Source organism: Macrococcoides bohemicum, assembly GCF_003259675.1.
GTDB lineage: Bacteria > Bacillota > Bacilli > Staphylococcales > Staphylococcaceae > Macrococcoides > Macrococcoides bohemicum.
This window is the reverse complement of sequence record NZ_PZJG01000004.1, coordinates 136348-154700: the sequence shown is the minus strand read 5'-3', so window position 1 is coordinate 154700 and position 18353 is coordinate 136348. Positions and strand designations below refer to the sequence as shown.

Sequence of the window (18353 nt, the reverse complement as noted above, 5' to 3'; positions counted from 1 at the left end):
TTTATTGATGATTTACAGGCACTTCATTATTCTGTATTATCGGTTGTCTTACAACGTTTTGTGGTGTCTGACTACTTTGTATGTTGTTATTCGTAGTGATATTATTTCTAACAACATTCGGATCATTAATAGAATTATTATTTGAAGTATTCTGATTGACTTCTGGACCAGCTGGTGTCTCAGTAATAATAGGTTCAGGTGCTGGATCTGCCATTACTGGTGGTGCTTGTTCAGTAACAGGCGCACTTTCTACAGTTTTTGGCTCTTCAGTTTCTATAGATTTTGATGAGCCTTCAATATTTGTTTCGTTTGCATTATTTTCTTTTGTATTATTTTTCTTTTTGTCCTTCATCAGTTGTTTAAAATCTTTTTTAATTTGCTCAATGTCAATCTTTTCTAAAGGTATTAAATTTCCTTTTAAAGCGATAACTTTATAATCCAACAATGAAGATCTTTTCTCTTCAGGTAATTGTAAATCTTTGCGAAGTAGCTTAGATATTTTATAAATGTGTTCAAATACTGGATTATAGTAGTACACACCGTTATACATATAATCAGTACCTTTTAACTGCATTTGTTTAAACGCTACATCATTAGAAGTATAGTAAGAAGCTACGGATGTAATATTTGCAAAGGTTAAATTATGTTTTGCGTTATTGCCAATAATTTCAACAAGTTCATCTAATTTTGAAATAGAGTTAGTATCTTTCGCTTTTTTAACGATTGCTTCAATCATTTGCATTTGACGTTTACCACGTCCTAAATCAGTATCCACATGACGACTTCTTACTAGTGCAAGTGCTTCATCACCATTGATGAGTTGTTTTCCTTTTTTAACTTTAATTCTACCTTTATCGAGTTTTGTAGGTTCATCGATGTCAAAGGGCACATTAAATTCAATACCACCTAATTCATCGACGATATCCACAAAGGCCTGCATATTTACTCGTGCATAATAATCAACCGGAATATTAAAGATGTTTTCAACAGCATGCATAGAGCTTTCTGGGCCGCCCTCAGCATGTGCGTGCGTAATTTTATCGTATTGCTTTACAGAAGGAATATAAGCTAAAGTATCACGAGGAATACTTACAAGTCTTATTTGTTTATTACTACGGTTGAAAGTTGCAAGTATTATTGCATCAGTACGTGCTTCAGAAACCTTCTGTCCATTTTCTCTTCTGGAAATACTATCGTCAATACCCAGGAATAATATAGAAATGTGATCCATTGACGGGTCAACAGCTTTTTCTCTTAAATTAGATTTATCACTATTTTTGCTAAACGATAAATCAATTGCACCTTTTGTTGTACTATATAAATATGCAGCATATGATACAGGTACAATTACTAAACTTAAAGAGAGTAAAATTAATATTGCTCTGAAAGTCTTATTCATATTATGCTCCTTAAATCAGTTTAATAAACTATTAAATTATATAGCTAATTATGTAAAATAACAATAAAATAATATCTTCTATTAAATAATTATAATATCATTATAGAGATTAGATGAGAAGTATAGCAATTATATACTGTTAAGAAGTGATAATTTAAGATACATTGGATATTGACGCATGGAAACGAAGGTGCTTTGAGATGATTTAAAATGATTGTAAATAAAATTAAAGTATTGTAAATTAAAAGTTGCATATTAGAATGCTGTATTATATTTTGAATTGGAATCTATAGACAACTTTGATTGTTTAAATATTTCAAAGTTAAAGGGAGTAATTAATTTTGAAAGAATTATTAAACTTAATAAAAGAACAAATTTTACATTTTAATTTAATAAGAAAACTTGCTATATATAATATTAAAAGTAAATATTCAAATCACTACCTGGGTGTTTTTTGGAATATATTACAGCCTTTAATGCAAGTAGGACTATATTATATAGTATTTGGATTAGGACTTCGTGGTGTTCGTCATGATGTGATTGGAGTTCCATTTATTATTCATTTAATTAGTGGGTTGTTTCCCTGGATGTTTATATCTCAATCTATAATAGGTGGTTCGCTAGCAATTTATCAGAGATTGGGATTGGTAACAAAAATGAAGTTTCCTTCAAGTGTATTGTTATCTATTTCTTTTACCAACACGCTAATTAACTTGTTAATAACAACTGCGCTATTATTAATATTATCAATTTATTATCAACTCGTACCAATATGGCATTATTTATGGTTTTTCTACTTCATCATTGCAAGTTATGCTTTAATATTTGGTATTTCATTAATTATGAGCACATTAGTTATAATTGTCAGGGATACAAATAATATACTTCAAAATGTTATGCGTATGGCATTTTTCATAACACCAATATTTTGGGCGATTGAAAATGCTACTCCATTAATGGTTAAAATTAATGCATTTAATCCGTTTGGTTATTTAATTGGTACTTACAGAGTTGCTTTTATTCGTGATCATGTAAATGTTTATGGAAGTTGGCATGATCATTTATTCTATTGGATGATTTGTTTGTTGCTATTATTTATTGGAAGTCAGGTCCACTATAAATTTAGAAATAAATTAGTTGATTATTTATAAAGTTAAAAATAATAATAAAAAATTGGGATGATAATATATGGAAAAAGTAATCGTACGTAATGTCTCAAAAGTATATGATTTAAATACGAATAAAAAAGATAAAATATTATCTTTGTTTAGTTTTAAAAAGAAAAATATATTAAAACCTTATTATGCATTGCGTGATGTTAGTTTTACTGTATATGAAGGTGAATCAGTGGGTATTATTGGTCTTAATGGTTCCGGTAAATCCACTTTAAGTAATTTGATTGCAGAAGTAACGCAACCAACAACAGGTAGTATTCAAATCAATGGTAGAAGTTCATTAATAGCTATATCAGCAGGGTTAAATAACGATTTAACAGGCGAAGAAAATATAAGAATGAAATGTCTAATGCATGGATTAAGTGAACAACAAATAAATGAAAGATTTGATGATATAGTTTCATTTTCTGAATTAGATAAATTTATATATCAGCCTATCAAATCATATTCGAGTGGTATGCGTTCACGTTTAGGATTTGCCATAGCCATTCATACGGAACCTGATGTATTAATAGTCGATGAAGCATTAAGTGTTGGGGATGAAACATTTTCGAATAAATGTATTGAACGTATGAAAGATTTCCAAAAACAAGGAAAGACCATATTTTTTGTTTCCCATTCTACACCACAAATTAAGAAATTTTGTGATAAAGCATTATGGCTTAGTTATGGAGAAATGGTAGAGTACGGTAATACGAATGACATTATTAATAAATATACTCGATTTGTAAGAAGTTTTAGAAATAAAACAAAAGAAGAACAAAATGCCTATAAAAAAGAAATGATAGAAAAACAACAATATGGTTATATTGATAAAGCGGAGAAAGGAAACCTAGATTATCAAAATATATTTATTTTTCTTTTATTGAGCATTGGCACGATCATAGCTACAGCATTACAATACTTTTATAGTTAACAATGAGAAATAAAAACAGTGATTAGTTCGCTAACTTACTGTTTTTATTTTTTTTTGTTACCCTGTACAAGGAATGTCATTATGGTTCGTGACAGACATCACTTAACAAATACTTATTCATCTACTTTTGGACATTATATTTTTAATAATGTTTTTCCCTATATAAAACAAGCAAAAGCAGAAAAGATTGCAAAAAAGAAAGCAGCACAATTAGCGATTACGAGTTCAAATTAATAAAAAAAGAGATTAGAATAGTGTCTAATCTCTTTTTTAATTGAAAATTTAGTGTATGATAAATATAATTATCAAAGTTATATTAATAGAAAAATGTAGGTGGAAAATTTGAGAAAAGTTACAATGTTTGTATGGAATCATTTTACGAACGACGCGCGTGTAAATAGGGAGTGTACTGCGTTATCAGATAATAACTATGATGTGCATCTTATCGCTATCGATGATCCGAAAGATGACAATGTTTTGCAAGAAGAAATTGTGAAAGATAACTTTAAAGTATCGCGTGTGCAACGTTATCCCTCTTTCATAACAGCATATCAAAAAGATAAAAATTCATTTCTGATAAAAGTAGGAACAGTAAGTACTGTCATTGGTGTTACATTTCTTTACCTTAATTTGATGCTTCTGATATACTTTGCGTCTTTGTTACTTATGATGGCGCTGAGCGTCAAACTTAGAAAAGTACGTAAAAATATTGTCAACGCAGCCATTATCGGTCGAATGATAATAAAAGGTTATAAGGATAATGCCGATATTTATCATTCTAATGATTTAAATACGCTACCCCAGGGTATCATCTGTTCTAAATTTAGGTTGAAACCTAAAAAGTTAGTCTATGATTCCCATGAAGTGCAAACCTCAAGAACGGGTTATAATCCTAAGACGATTAAATTATTTGAATCATTCATGATAAAATTTGTTGATGAAATGATAGTTGAAAACCATACAAGGGCTAAGAAGAATGAAGAGCTATATGGTTTTTATCCTAACACTTTATATAATTATTCAGAACTATATAATATTGAAGATAAACCAGACGTTGATCTTCACTCAGAACTCGGTCTACCAAAAGATGAAAAGATATTATTATACCAAGGTGGTTTGCAGCAAGGTCGTGGTTTAGAACTATTGATTGAAATGATGCCTAAAGTTAAGGAAGGTACACTTGTATTTTTAGGGGCAGGTAAGCTTGAGAAGACATTAAAAGAAATGGCAGCACAAAGTTCTGAAAGTCATCGCATAAAATTTATTGACAAAGTTCACTTTAAAGCACTGCCTTCTTATACTAAACAAGCATATTTAGGTTTTCAGGTGCTACAAAATATTTGTTTTAATCATTATTCTGCAAGCTCGAATAAATTGTTTGAATATATTATGGCGCATGTACCGGTAGTGAGTTGTAATTTTCCTGAAGTTAAAGCGGTCGTGGACCAAGGCGTCGGTATTTCAGTAGATAGTCAAGATGTTAATCAAATAGCGGAAGCGGTAAATAAACTTGTTGAAGATGAGACATTACGTAATCAATACAGTGAAAAATGTAAACAAATTAAAAGAATCTATAATTGGGAAAATGAAAAACAAAAATTATTAGAAGTATATAATGCACTGTAATACAATGCCCGTAAATGTTAATATTTACGGGTATTGTTTTTGGATTTATGTATTCTATGTATTGTTATAGATATCATTTATTAATTGGTATAATATAAACAATATATTTAATAAACATTATACAAGCTAAATTTTTTACATGATTGGAGTTATCTTATGGGTCGAGTATTACTAGTTACTCAAAATTTTTATCCTGAAATCGGAAGTGGGGCAAATCGCTATAAAAATATATTTACTTTATTAAATAAGAATGGTGTCAACGCAGATGTACTTACTTCTGACCCTTCTTATCCCAATGCCTCAATGTATAAGACGGATGAATATTGGAATGATACATTTATTAATGAAAAGAACAGTCAAGTTTTTAGAATAAAAACGTTTTTAGACAAACAATCCAAATCACATATTAAACGTATAATGTATTATATCGAGATTATGTATCATACATATCAATTCATAAAAAGAAATGCACATGATTATGAAACGATCATTGTTACGAGTCCGAATATTTTTATGCCACTTGCCATTGCATCGCTCAAGAAGCATATTAAAGCTGAAATTATTTTAGATGTACGAGATTTATGGCCGGACAGCATATATGCTTTAAATATTAAATGGATTAATTTATTTAAACCTGTGCTTAATTATCTTGAAAGATATATTTATAATCAAAGTGCAAAAATTATATATAACCACAGGGGATTTAAACACCATATCCTAAAAAGGATGAATAGAAAAAATAAACCTCTACTCTATTTACCTAACAGTATTAATAAAGATGAATTAGATGCTGTGATAGTGGAAAAAGTTGATGAATTCACAGTGTTTTATTCCGGTAATTTAGGATTTGCCCAAAATTCTAAAGAACTTCTAACCATAGCACAACAGTTGAATCAATTAAATATTAAATTCGATACGATAGTATATGGATTACATGCAAATGAATTCAAAGAGAATGTCCGCAAGCTAAATTTAGAACATGTTACAATTTACGATGTTTTACCACGATTAGAATGTTTAAAATTTATGAAAGAAAGGCATCTATCGTTATCATTACTGATTGAAGATGATATTTTCATGAATATTTTACCTGGGAAGATTATCGACTCTATTAGTTTAGGTATCCCGGTTATCTCGAATATTGGCAATGAAGCCTCTGACATGATTAATGAGCATTCTCTAGGCTATGCCAAAGAAAAAGCGAGTGTGGAGGAAATCATTACAAATATTCAGGCACTCAAATTAGATTCAAAGATGTATGAACTTTATTGCAGTAATTGTTATGACTATACAACAAAACATCTAGTTTGGGATAATAACATTAGGGCATTGATTGAATTAATTGATAAGGAGAATAAATAATGAATCTTTTAGAATTATATGCGACGAGAGATTTGTCATTCTATATTTTATGTCAGGAAAATGATGATGATCTAATTACGGCTGTTGATGACAAATCTGAAGCTACGGGTGTACTGAGTGAACTCAATCAGAAAGTAATAAAAGTAATAACTACTGAAAAGATTGATGATCAAATTTGGGGATTAATTGAGCAAAATGGTCAACTTAGAGGATGGATTAAAATTATATCTTCGAAATTGTTGACAAGTATAGACCCTTTAACAGTTAAAGTTAATTTGGATCATTTCGAAGTTGTACCTATTAATAAGTTGATAAATGCAAAACGTGATTATCAGCTCTTTTTTAATACAGGAAGTTTTACTGCTCGTGTAGCGCTTGAAGTCGAAGGTAGAATGACTTTAGGACTCTATAAAAAATCTCAATTTATAGGTTTCGTCTATGAAGATGATATTTATTATTCAAAGAAAATGAACGAAATGATGATTGCTAAAGATCTGACAACAGATGTGTGTTATAAAGATTCGGATTTAAAATCTCAGTTCAGTCAATTTATTGACTTTAGCGATGAACCTATAACGATAGTACTTGCGTTTCCAACTTTAGGTTTAGTACGCTTCAACCATAGAAATAAATATTATTATACAAAAGCAGAATTTATACATGGTTTTGATATCAATTTACTTAAGTTTACTAAACCTATACTAGATAGTAACACTAGTTTAATAAATAATTTACTTGGTTTATTTGATGAAGAAAGAGAAACTTCAAGAAGCATCATTCAAAAGTTAATCAATGAAAATATTGCTTTAACTGAACAGATTTATAAATCAGAAGAACGTAAAGCACGCTTAGAAGAACTATATAACAATTTATCTAATTCTAAATTAGGAAGAATTCAACGACAAATATGGAAGAGGAGACGTTAGTTGTGGTAAATGGTGATAAGAAAACAATTGAAACGGATCAAGCTGTAGAAAATATTAATTTTGAAGAAATGTCTAAAATAGAAAGATATAAAACATATTATGACATGCTGGAAACAAATTATAATCTGGCAAAATTTCATTTACTGAATGATTCTGAATATCATTCTTTCCATAATTATTTTAAATTAGTTGATGAAAAAGCTAAGATAGATTTCTTTAATGAAGTTGAATCGTATTTTCCGAACTTAAAAAAAGTTAAACCAAGCACTTATTTTAAAAAGTCAGGTAAAAAAGTAGCGATTATCTGTGATGAGTTTTTATTTAATTCATTTAAAGATGTTTCTGATTTGATATATATTTCACATAATGATATTGACATTGTCTCTACATTAGATGTTGATTATTTTATGTATGCAACGAGTTGGAGAGGTATAGATATGTCTTGGGAAGGTAGCGCCAGCCCAAACAGTGAATTGAGACAGGATATTTATAACATCATTAAAAAATTTAAGGACAGAAAAATAAAGACAGTATTTTATTCTAAAGAAGATCCTGTCAATTACAACTTATTTAAAGATGTTGCCAAGTTATGTGACGTTGTATTTACAAGTGCAAGTGAGATGGTACCGACGTATGTAGAATTATGCGGCCATGTGAATGTGCACAGTCTTCAGTTTGGAATCAACCCTTATTATCATAACCCTATTGGAACGCGTTCTGATTATGCGGAAAAAGTTAAGGATGAAGTTATTTTTGCTGGTAGCTGGTTAACGAAGTATCCGACACGTAATAAAGAAACAAGCATGATTTTAGATGGTGTAATTAATGCTGAAAAAGAGGTTACTATTATTGATAGAAACTTAAATTTAAAGAAAGATCGTTATCTATTCCCGGTAAAATATATCCCGTATCTAACGTATCCGATGAATCATGAAGATTTAATGAATACACATAAGTTATACAGATGGGCGATTAACTTGAATTCAGTAAAATACAGCGAAACAATGTTTGCGAATCGTATTTTTGAATTACAAGCCTTTGGAATTCTATTGTTGTCTAACTATAGTGTAGGTGTTAATAATCAGTTTCCAAATGTATTTATGATTAATAATAATGCTGACGTAAGTCCAATTTTAAATAATTATAATGAATTAGATCTACGTGAATTTCAAGGAAAAGCAATACGTAATGTATTTAGAGAACATACTACTTTTCATCGTCTATCCTATATTGAAAATATTGTCTTAGACACACCACTTCTTGAAGAATATAATCGAATATTAGTAGTAAATGTCGATGACAGTGAGACGGTTAAAGAAAATTTTGATCGTCAACTATACGTGGATAAAACATTAGTGAATGCATCAGAACTCTCAACCATTAATTTAGATGAGTATGATTATTTAACATATATGAGTAAGAAAAATGTATATGGTGAATATTATCTGGAAGATTTGTTAACACCATTTAAGTTTGTAGAAGTCGATTTTGTAACTAAAAAAGGAAATGGTGAAGTACATAATCTGATTAATCAATTCTCTGATGAGACATTAACGATGTTTAAATTATCTAGCCTAAATAACATAAATGAAAAAGAGTCTTTAACCAATGGTTATTTAGCTGATGACATTGAAATTGAAAATAACAGACGCGCTCCAAAATCTTCAAAAAAATTAAGTGTAATCGTTCCTATTCATAACAATGGTGTTTATTTAGAAGATAAATGTTTTGCAAGTTTAAGACGTTCAAGTATTTTCAATAAAATGGAGATTGTATTTGTAAACGATGGCAGTACAGATGACGAAACGATAAAAATCATTAATCGTATCCGAAGAAGATATCCGAATCATATTGTTTATAAAGCGTTTGATCAAGGCTCAGGATCTGCATCACGCCCAAGAAACGTAGGAATAGAACTTGCAACGTCATCTTATATTACATATCTGGATCCAGATAATGAGGCGATGGGTGATGGTTATGCTAAATTGTTTGAACGATTAATGAATGATGCCAGTTTAGATTTAGTCGTAGGTAATATTATGAAAGAAGATAACGTTCGCCGCTCTAATTTCAACTTTGCACAAACGATAAAAAAATATAATCACAATCAATTGGTGATTGACAATACGCATCAGTTTATGAAGGATTCTGGTTTAAGAGCACAAAGTATTCAGGCACTAATCGTTAAGAAATCAATCATTGAAAATAATAATATTAGGATGGTTGAAGGTGCTGCCGGACAAGATACAATGTTCTTCCAGGAGTTGATGCTTTACTCAAATAAAGTAGAAGCGATGAATGTTTACGTTCATATGTATTATGCAGCGGTATCAGGTTCAGTCACGAATACAATTGGCGCGAAATTCTTTGATAAATATTACAAATTAGAGACTGAACGTATTCCCTTCCTTAAAAAACATAAATTATTAGATGCATATATGAATGAAAGATTTAATTTTTATGTAAAAGGGTGGTACATGGTAAGATTTGATAGAATTAAACCAGAAGAACGCCATCAGGCGATTACAAGATTTTTAGATATTTATAGCTTGTATGATGATATTAAACGACCTCAGGATATTGAATTAAATGAAACAATTGCGCAACTTAAAAAAGAGGTAAATTATAAGGGGTGAAATAAATGTTAGAGATTAATTTCGAGGCATTGCAAAATTATAAATTTGAAGATGGCTTTAATGATGATTTTTGCGTGATATTAGAAGATAAAAAATATTATTTTCATTTAAAATACAATAAGAAATATGAAAATATTATTTGTTTTAGTAACGGAGCAATTGACCCAAGTAAGAAAAAGCCACCTTTATTTCAAAGATCATCATGGAAAGCAGATTTTAGAGCAAGTTGCCTATTTATAGATGATCCAACGCTACATGGCAATGGGTTAAAAATTGGCTGGGGTCAAGGGACCATTGATTCATTTGGATTAGAGAAAATAGCTATCATCATTGAAGCAATTATCAATTCAATGCATTATTCAAAAAAACAAACTACTTTTTATGGGTCATCTGCGGGGGGCTATATGTCTATCTACCTAGGTACTTTGATAAAAGGAACGAAAGTAATAGTAAATAATCCTCAAACATATGTATTAAACTATCACGAAGTTGCAGTGAATAAATTGTTAGAAATGATATATCCTAATTTAACTTTAGATGAAATTAAAGAAAAATATGCATATAGACTGAGTCTAACGCAAGCTTTCTCAAAATATAAAAATACGCCTAAAATATTGTATATGCAAAATAGAGCATGTATATCGGATATGAGAGGTCATGTTGATCCTTTTATGAAGAACATTGCTAAATATAAAGGTATTCAAGATATTAATATTGAATTCTATTTCTATAAGCATCCGAAAGAAGGACACAATCCACTACCAAAAGAACAGACGATTAGAATGATTCATAACTTTATTTCATAAAGGAGGAATTATATTGTTTAGTAATAACAAAGAAATATTAAATCGTATCGATACATTAGAAAATAAAATATTAGCAGAACTAACACATCAAAAAAATCGACAACATTTTAGAAGTATAAAGAAAGAAGATGTGCTGCCATTAGCGAAATATAATAAAACAACATTAAAGTATGCTAAATTAGCACTAGAAAATACAATTGTTCCATTTCCGGGTTTTGATTCTATTCAATTTGATGACCAATTTGACTGGTCTTATATTCATCACAAAAATCATGTGAGTTATCAATTATATTTACAAAGTTTAAGAATCGTAGGCCAATTATTGGCAGCATATGATCAATTTGATGAAAAAAAATACTTACTTAAAGCACAAGAAATTACGGAATCGTGGATGTCATTTGTTGAAAGTGGAAAGAGTACAGATATGACCTGGTATGACCATCCAGTTGGTAATAGAACACAAATTCTGATTCATTTATTATATAGCTTGAACAAGGAAAATATCCAGGTGAACTCAGATAGATATTTTGATTTATTATATAAACATGCTGAGTATTTAATGGATGACTCTAATTATAGAAAAAATAATCATGGTATTATGGTTGATAGAGGATTAATGATGCTTGGATTTGTAATGAATGATGAATTACTCTTTAATAAAGGTTTTTATAGAGTAGTTGATACGTTCTGGCAAAGCTTTAGTTATAAAGGCGGGCATTTAGAGAACTCACCAGAATATCATAATATGGTTCTCCGAATGTATGTAGGTATAGAAGAATATTTAAAGATGCATGATAAATCATTAGGTGAAGATGTTGTTAAACATATGGAAACAGCAGATAACTATTTGAATGTATTATTAAAGCCAAATAGAAGATTACCTGCGATAGGCGATTCTGGCCATACGTCATTACCTGACAGAACACCAATCTATAAAAACTTCGTTGATGAAGAAGCAGGTATTGCAGTCATCAAACAAAACCTAAATAAAAAGATTTATATGTCATTTGTGTGTGGTTATAGTACCATAACACATAAACATTCAGATGACTTGAGTATTACTTTAAGTATTAATGGTGTTGATTTTATTGAAGATGGTGCAAAATTCGATTACTCTAAAAGTCCGATTAGACGTTATATTGTTACTCCTAGAGCGCATTCTAGTTTACAACTTGAGAATAAGTTCTATCAAAAAGAAAAAGATAATAAATATACACAGAAAATCTGGATAGAAAAATACTTTGATCACAATGCATACTTCATCGTGAAAGGCAGAAATAAAGGTTTCAATGATGGAACAACATTATATCGTACAATAATTTTCTTAAAAGAACACGAAATGTTTTTCATAATAAATGAAGGACATTCTGAGCAGCAACATTCTTTTATTGAAAACTATAATTTACATCACGAAGTTATGATTGAAACAATTGATTCAGGACAATTTGTGTTATCAAGAAGCGATGAAAAAGTATATGTTACTTCATATAATAATGTTACATCAGAAATAATTGAAGGACGTAAAGATCCTATTCAAGCAATCAATGCAACAGGTCCAAGCAAATACCATTTAACGCAGCATTTACAGTTTAAAGAGAAGGGGACTGATACTTCTACAGTTACTATTCTGAGTCCGAACGAAATTAAAATCAAAGATTTAGAACTAACAAATGATTATTTAAATATAAACTTAGATGACAAAACAATATTGATTCCCAGGTAATGTTAATAGAGCTAAAGATAAAGCTAGTACCATCTATCTTTAGCTCTTTTTTTATAAAGGATGAGGGTATGAAATTATTTAATAAAGTGAAACAAATAAGTATAAAGCAACTCATTAAAGAAAAAGAAAATATTTATCAAGGAAAACAGCATCCTATCAAATACATGTTTCTTCCTGAAAAAAATTCACCCTATCTTATTGTGGTTCTTTCAGGATTCAATGGTAGAGAAGCACTTAAAGAAGATGCGAAATTTAATTATATAAAAACATTAATCAATATTAAATCTAATAAACTTTATATCATGGATGAAGTTGATAATATCCCGACATATTATTATGGGACGAAAAGTGAGCCAAACTATTTGAATGATTCAGCATCTTTGATTCAAGAAATAATGTCGCAACATAATATTAAACGTGAGCATCTCATCATAGCAGGTTCGTCTAAAGGTGGTACTGGAGCTATCCTTATAGGTAATGCATTAAAAGCTGGTTATATCATTGCAGGTGCACCACAATATTTTCCGTTAAACTATTTAAATGAAATCAATGAAAAAGCTAGAACCTTAATCTTTAATAATATCTTAAAACATGAAGATGATTTTGAATCTGTTCAAAATGATATGAAAGAAAAAATGCTTAATCTAGATGAATCAACAAAATTATTTTTACATGCTGGTAATCAAGATTTACACTACATTAAACATTTACGTCCATATATGTCGATGTTAACGAAAAGAAAAAAATTATATGCTTTAGATTTACAACATTATGAAGGACATCAAAATTTGAAATATAAATTTCCGGTTTTCTTAACCAGAATCATACATGAAATCATTTCTGATTAAGAAGTAGAAAGGAGTATTACATTGGAGAAATATAAAATACATAAAGCATTTATCATCAGTAATCAAGAACTTGAAAATGAACATGTGCCAATAAAGATAGCATTAAATAATGATTATCATCTATATATTTCAGAAGATATCATTTTTGAATCATATATTAATAATGAAGATGCCGTTCATTTATTGGGATATGCTATCGATATCACTCAACCTAACGATTCTACATTTCATATATTAAAAGGAATCTTACATGAAACCCTATCAAGTAAAAGTCACTATGTAAATATGTTAAATGGATCATTTGTGATCATCAAAGTTAAAGATGGATCAATAGAATTATTTTCGGATGCAGCGGGTTTTAGATCCCCATACTATACGTTAGATTTAAACGTTGTATCATCCCACGATAAATTAATAGGTGATTTATTAAATAAAAAGAAAAAATATCAACGTATAAATGCTTTAGATTATTCCAGATACGAAGATGTTTACAAACTTGTCCCTTCGTTAAAACTAACATTGGGCAGTGGGACTGAAAGGATTTTTCCTAATCCAGACTTAATTCACCATCGATATCAAGAAATATTATCGGAAATGAAGAAACATGTTAAAAATTTAAATGCATCATTAAGTGAAAGGGATAATAAATTATTAGTAGGTATCACAGGTGGCATTGATTCAAAATGTACTTTAGCATTATCAAAATCCCTTGGTAATAGAATTAATACTTTCACTTATATGAAAGATATTTATGGAATTCAAGATAAACGTGCAAGACAAATTTACAAAAATGACAAGATGATTGTCAATCGTTTAATCAAAAATATAAATATAGATCATGAATTCATAGAATTTAATGTAAATGATGTTGATGAGGAATATTCAAAAGACATGTTTGAATGGACAGGAACTACGTTTAATCATCCAATAGCAGAAAAATTTGAAAAGAAATACGCGAAAGAAGTAGAAGATGTATTTCAGTTTAGAAGTGTTATATTTTCAAATGCAAAATTTGATTATCCTAAAGAATATTTACATAAAAATTTATCTTTTCAAGATATTTATGAACATATCCATCATAAGCAATTACAGGATATAAGTTTTGAAAAAGCGATTCAGTTAACTCACGAATATTTTGAAAGAACACAAACTAATATTGAAACAAATAATATTATTGAATTACTCGATATCATTCACATAGATTCAAGAATGGGAAATTGGCATAATCAATTAGTGAAAGAGACAGATAGAGTGATGGATTTTTTCAATTACTTAAATGATAGAAAGACATTAAATTTATTACTGCACTTACCACATGAAATCAGAATGTATAATTTATTCCATAAAGATCTAATAAATACGTATTGGCCAATATTAAACTTTTTTGAAGATAATGGTAGTGGTACATTATATGATTATGAACGCAATGAGATATTACATACAATTGCAGCACATGGTGGTATTATAAATGAAACAAATATGGATTTTGATTTAGATGAGGAAATGTATGTTTTAATTCCAAAAGTAAATTTAAAAGATACTCAAAAATTAAAATATAAAGTTGATATAAAACGAGAAGAAGATGGTTTATTGTTCTCAACATATACAAATCCGAAAGGGAAAAATTATATTAGTGTTAAGATAAGTGAAGGCAATCAAGAACAGTTAATTGATATTGTAGATTTAAGTAATGGATATAAGTTATTATCTAATAAATTATATGAAATTGAAATTATTTATCATAAACCTACTACGACCTCTTCCTGGATTAAAGCAGGCACATTATATATGAAATAAACTGATTTAAGATGGACATATGTGCCATCTTTTTTATTATTAATAGGTTGATTTTAATTTTTTAAAATATCTAATTTTAATGGAATGCATATAATATATAGAGCAATTTAAGTAGATTATTGTGGCATTTATAGCTATAATGATGTAACATAAGTTTGGAAAAGTATATTTACCTTATAGAACTTCTCAATTTCTTACACAGTAAATATATGAAAAATATACGCAGCGCGTAAGCTAAAGGATAGGTGTTTATTTTGAAATTAACAACAATTGGATTAGGCTACATTGGTCTACCTACTTCTATTATGTTCGCTAAACATGGTGTAGATGTATTAGGTGTAGATATTAAACAAGAAGCAGTGGATAAATTAAATAATGGTCAAATTCATATCGAAGAACCAGGTCTACAAGAAGCTTTAGATGAAGTACTTTCAAGCGGGAAATTCAGAGCTGCAACTAAACCTGAAGAAGCGGATGTTTATATTATAGCAGTGCCTACACCAAACAACGATGATGAACATAAGTCTTGTGACAATTCAATCGTTATGGCAGGTGTTGAAAGTATCGTACCTTTACTTAAAAAAGGTGATACAGTGATTGTTGAATCTACCATTGCACCACGTACGATGGATGACTTTGTAAAACCGTATTTAGAATCAAAAGGTTTTGTGATCGGTGAAGATATTTATCTCGTGCATTGTCCGGAACGAGTATTACCTGGCCAAATCATGCAAGAATTAATTTACAACAATCGTATTATCGGTGGTATTACACCGGCATGTGTTGAAGCAGGTAAAAAAGTATATGGTATTTTTGTAAAAGGTGAAATGATTGAAACACAAGCTAAAACTGCTGAAATGTCTAAGTTAATGGAGAATACATATCGTGATGTTAACATTGCATTAGCTAATGAATTAGCTAAGATATGTAACCGTCTAGATATTAACGTTCATGACGTTATCGCTATGGCAAATAAACACCCTCGTGTTAATTTACATACACCAGGACCAGGTGTTGGTGGACATTGTTTAGCAGTTGACCCTTACTTTATTATTGCTGAAGCACCAGAAGAGTCTAAATTGATTAAATTAGCACGTGATATCAATGTGTCAATGCCTGAGTATGTGGTGAATAAAACGAAAGATATCCTGAAAAAAGTTGAAGGCAATAAAGTAACTGTATTTGGATTAACTTACAAAGGTGACGTTGATGATATTCGTGAATCTCCTGCGTTTGATATCTATGAGATGCTTAACAATGAAGAGGGTCTAGAAGTTGTGGCTTATGATCCACATGTGGAACTTGACTGGGTTGAGAAGGATTTAGCTAATGCTTTAGAAGGTAGCTCATTAGTATTGGTTGTAAGTGATCATAGTGAATTTAAATCGATGGGCGATGCTGATTTTGCACCGATGAAGTCTAAAGTGATTTTTGATACTAAGAATGTAATGCACAACGATTTTAAAGAAGTTGATTACTATAATTACGGTAATATTCAAAAGCTATAATAAATTTTTAGAAAGGGGCATATGTAATGATTACATATGCTTTTTTTTTCTGTTTTTTTCTGTTCCATAATATATAGTTTGTAAATTATAAAGTTTTTATGTTAATTATTGTATAAAAAAAGCGAGAATGTAAAAATTTAAATCTCAAATTTCTAATATTATGATATTATTAAAAGTAGAAAATAAATAGAATTTTTAGGAGGAAGACATGGAAGAGGTAATCGATATTTCGAAGGTATTAAATCTATTAAAAAGACATTGGAAGTTCATTGTTGGCATATCAGTACTAGGAGCATTAATTGCAGCTGCAATTAGTTTCTTCTTAATTAAACCAACATATTCGGCATCGACGCAAATACTTGTTAACAGTAATGGAAATAAATCGCAGTTAGAATTACAGGCCAACCAGACCGATTTACAGTTAATCAATACATATAATGAAATCATTAAATCACCGGTCATACTAGACAAGGTAGCTAAGAATTTAAATATCTCCAACGATTTATCTTCAAAGATTAGTGTATCTAATTCAACACAATCTAAAGTAATCACAATCGCCGCAACTTCAAAGAATTATAAGGATGCAGCTAAGATTGTTAATGAAACTGCGCGTGTCTTCTCTAAAGAAGTCGGAAAGATCATGAAGACAGATAATGTTACTGTCCTTTCGAAAGCAGATGAAAATTTGAAAGCTTCACCAGTAAAACCTAAACCTTTAATCAACATACTAATTGGTTTAATTTTAGGATTACTGCTCGGATTAGCGATCACACTTTTAAACAGCATTTTAGATAAACGTGTAAAAACAGAAGAAGAAGTTCAAGAAATCTTAGGTATCCCTGTAATTGGAATGATTCCACACTTTGATGAAAAAACATTACAATAGAAAGATTGGTGAATATATTGTTTAAAAGAAAAAGTAAATTAACACAACTCCCTAAAGAAAGAAAGTTAATTACGCATTTATTTCCTAAATCCACAATCAGCGAGCAATATCGTATGATTCGATCGAATATTATGTTCTCAAGTGTTGATAATGAAATTAAGAAGCTCGTTATAACTTCAGCAGCGCCTTCAGCCGGTAAATCAACAACTGCAGCCAATATTGCTGTTACTTATGCGCAGGCAGGTAAAAAAGTATTATTGATTGACGGTGATTTACGTAAACCTACTGCCCATTACACATTTGAAACTAAGAATGTTTTCGGATTATCAAATCTGATTACAGATCAAATTGGTATAGACAAAGCAGTACAGAATACTCAAGTTGATAATTTATCAATTATGACATCAGGGCCAATTCCTCCAAATCCAAGTGAGCTGTTAGGTTCTAAACGTTTCAAAGAATTAATTGCAAGTTTTGAGCAATACTTTGATATGATTATTATTGATACACCACCTATACTCGCTGTAACAGATGCTGTAATCATGTCTATCGTTGCTGATGGGACGATCTTAGTAACTAACGTGGAGATAAATAATAAGCATTATTTGGTTAAAGCGAAAGAAGTGCTACAGAAATCTGATGCAAACATACTGGGAATCGTATTAAATAATGTAGAGAAATCATCAAAAGATGACTACTACTATTATGAATACTACGGCAAATAAAATTAACAGAAAGGAACAAC

15 protein-coding genes are annotated in these 18353 nt (G+C 29.8%); 14 read left to right on the top strand and 1 reads right to left on the bottom strand.

The window, feature by feature from the left end; genetic code table 11:
- Nucleotide 1: 1 nt before the first annotated feature.
- Complete coding sequence (locus BHX94_RS08345) at nucleotides 2-1399, bottom strand: LCP family protein (protein WP_111745811.1); 1398 nt, start codon at nucleotides 1397-1399, stop codon at nucleotides 2-4.
- Nucleotides 1400-1740: 341 nt separating this feature from the next.
- Here BHX94_RS08345 and BHX94_RS08340 point away from each other — a divergent pair, with 341 nt between their 5' ends.
- From BHX94_RS08340 to BHX94_RS08280, 14 genes are all read left to right on the top strand, one after another.
- A complete protein-coding gene (locus BHX94_RS08340) occupies nucleotides 1741-2550 on the top strand; it encodes an ABC transporter permease (protein ID WP_111745809.1) in 810 nt (269 codons plus the stop codon).
- 37 nt (nucleotides 2551-2587) lie between these two features.
- Nucleotides 2588-3490, top strand: coding sequence for an ABC transporter ATP-binding protein (locus BHX94_RS08335; RefSeq protein WP_111745807.1), 903 nt, complete (start codon nucleotides 2588-2590; stop codon nucleotides 3488-3490).
- A gap of 81 nt (nucleotides 3491-3571) precedes the next feature.
- A complete protein-coding gene (locus BHX94_RS12860; RefSeq protein ID WP_170120803.1) occupies nucleotides 3572-3724 on the top strand; it encodes a hypothetical protein in 153 nt (50 codons plus the stop codon).
- Between the two features lie 108 nt (nucleotides 3725-3832).
- A complete protein-coding gene (locus BHX94_RS08330) occupies nucleotides 3833-5116 on the top strand; it encodes a glycosyltransferase (protein WP_111745805.1) in 1284 nt (427 codons plus the stop codon).
- Between the two features lie 156 nt (nucleotides 5117-5272).
- The gene (locus BHX94_RS08325; protein WP_111745803.1) at nucleotides 5273-6478 is read left to right on the top strand and encodes a glycosyltransferase family 4 protein; all 1206 of its coding nucleotides are present in this window, start codon (nucleotides 5273-5275) and stop codon (nucleotides 6476-6478) included.
- Nucleotides 6478-7404, top strand: a complete 927-nt coding sequence (locus tag BHX94_RS12990; RefSeq protein WP_242446677.1) for a hypothetical protein — start codon at nucleotides 6478-6480, stop codon at nucleotides 7402-7404. Before BHX94_RS08325 ends, BHX94_RS12990 begins: the two co-directional genes overlap by 1 nt.
- Nucleotides 7386-10040 carry a glycosyltransferase gene (locus tag BHX94_RS08315; RefSeq protein WP_170120802.1) on the top strand — a complete coding sequence of 885 codons (2655 nt, stop codon included), beginning with the start codon at nucleotides 7386-7388 and terminating at the stop codon, nucleotides 10038-10040. The genes BHX94_RS12990 and BHX94_RS08315 overlap by 19 nt, the downstream gene beginning before the upstream one ends.
- A gap of 5 nt (nucleotides 10041-10045) precedes the next feature.
- The gene (locus BHX94_RS08310; protein ID WP_111745802.1) at nucleotides 10046-10846 is read left to right on the top strand and encodes a glycosyl transferase; all 801 of its coding nucleotides are present in this window, start codon (nucleotides 10046-10048) and stop codon (nucleotides 10844-10846) included.
- A gap of 13 nt (nucleotides 10847-10859) precedes the next feature.
- Nucleotides 10860-12569 (top strand): heparinase II/III domain-containing protein, encoded by a 1710-nt coding sequence (locus BHX94_RS08305; RefSeq protein ID WP_111745800.1) that lies wholly within the window; start codon nucleotides 10860-10862, stop codon nucleotides 12567-12569.
- Nucleotides 12570-12637: 68 nt separating this feature from the next.
- Complete coding sequence (locus tag BHX94_RS08300; protein WP_111745798.1) at nucleotides 12638-13417, top strand: accessory Sec system protein Asp2; 780 nt, start codon at nucleotides 12638-12640, stop codon at nucleotides 13415-13417.
- A 21-nt stretch (nucleotides 13418-13438) separates the two neighbouring features.
- Nucleotides 13439-15214 carry a hypothetical protein gene (locus BHX94_RS08295; protein ID WP_111745796.1) on the top strand — a complete coding sequence of 592 codons (1776 nt, stop codon included), beginning with the start codon at nucleotides 13439-13441 and terminating at the stop codon, nucleotides 15212-15214.
- A 254-nt stretch (nucleotides 15215-15468) separates the two neighbouring features.
- Nucleotides 15469-16722, top strand: a complete 1254-nt coding sequence (locus BHX94_RS08290) for a nucleotide sugar dehydrogenase (RefSeq protein ID WP_111745795.1) — start codon at nucleotides 15469-15471, stop codon at nucleotides 16720-16722.
- 208 nt (nucleotides 16723-16930) lie between these two features.
- A complete protein-coding gene (locus BHX94_RS08285; RefSeq protein ID WP_111745793.1) occupies nucleotides 16931-17608 on the top strand; it encodes a YveK family protein in 678 nt (225 codons plus the stop codon).
- An 8-nt stretch (nucleotides 17609-17616) separates the two neighbouring features.
- Nucleotides 17617-18333: a CpsD/CapB family tyrosine-protein kinase gene (locus BHX94_RS08280; protein WP_331463398.1), complete on the top strand. Its 717-nt coding sequence runs from the start codon at nucleotides 17617-17619 to the stop codon at nucleotides 18331-18333.
- The last annotated feature ends 20 nt before the right edge of the window (nucleotides 18334-18353 follow it).

Bases quoted from the DNA above. Each gene is read 5' to 3' on its own strand.
- BHX94_RS08345 (WP_111745811.1), bottom strand. From the start codon at position 1,399: ATGAATAAGACTTTCAGAGCAATATTAATTTTACTCTCTTTAAGTTTA.
- BHX94_RS08335 (WP_111745807.1), top strand. From the start codon at position 2,588: ATGGAAAAAGTAATCGTACGTAATGTCTCAAAAGTATATGATTTAAAT.
- BHX94_RS12860 (WP_170120803.1), top strand. From the start codon at position 3,572: ATGGTTCGTGACAGACATCACTTAACAAATACTTATTCATCTACTTTT.
- BHX94_RS08325 (WP_111745803.1), top strand. From the start codon at position 5,273: ATGGGTCGAGTATTACTAGTTACTCAAAATTTTTATCCTGAAATCGGA.
- BHX94_RS12990 (WP_242446677.1), top strand. From the start codon at position 6,478: ATGAATCTTTTAGAATTATATGCGACGAGAGATTTGTCATTCTATATT.
- BHX94_RS08315 (WP_170120802.1), top strand. From the start codon at position 7,386: ATGGAAGAGGAGACGTTAGTTGTGGTAAATGGTGATAAGAAAACAATT.
- BHX94_RS08310 (WP_111745802.1), top strand. From the start codon at position 10,046: ATGTTAGAGATTAATTTCGAGGCATTGCAAAATTATAAATTTGAAGAT.
- BHX94_RS08300 (WP_111745798.1), top strand. From the start codon at position 12,638: ATGAAATTATTTAATAAAGTGAAACAAATAAGTATAAAGCAACTCATT.
- BHX94_RS08285 (WP_111745793.1), top strand. From the start codon at position 16,931: ATGGAAGAGGTAATCGATATTTCGAAGGTATTAAATCTATTAAAAAGA.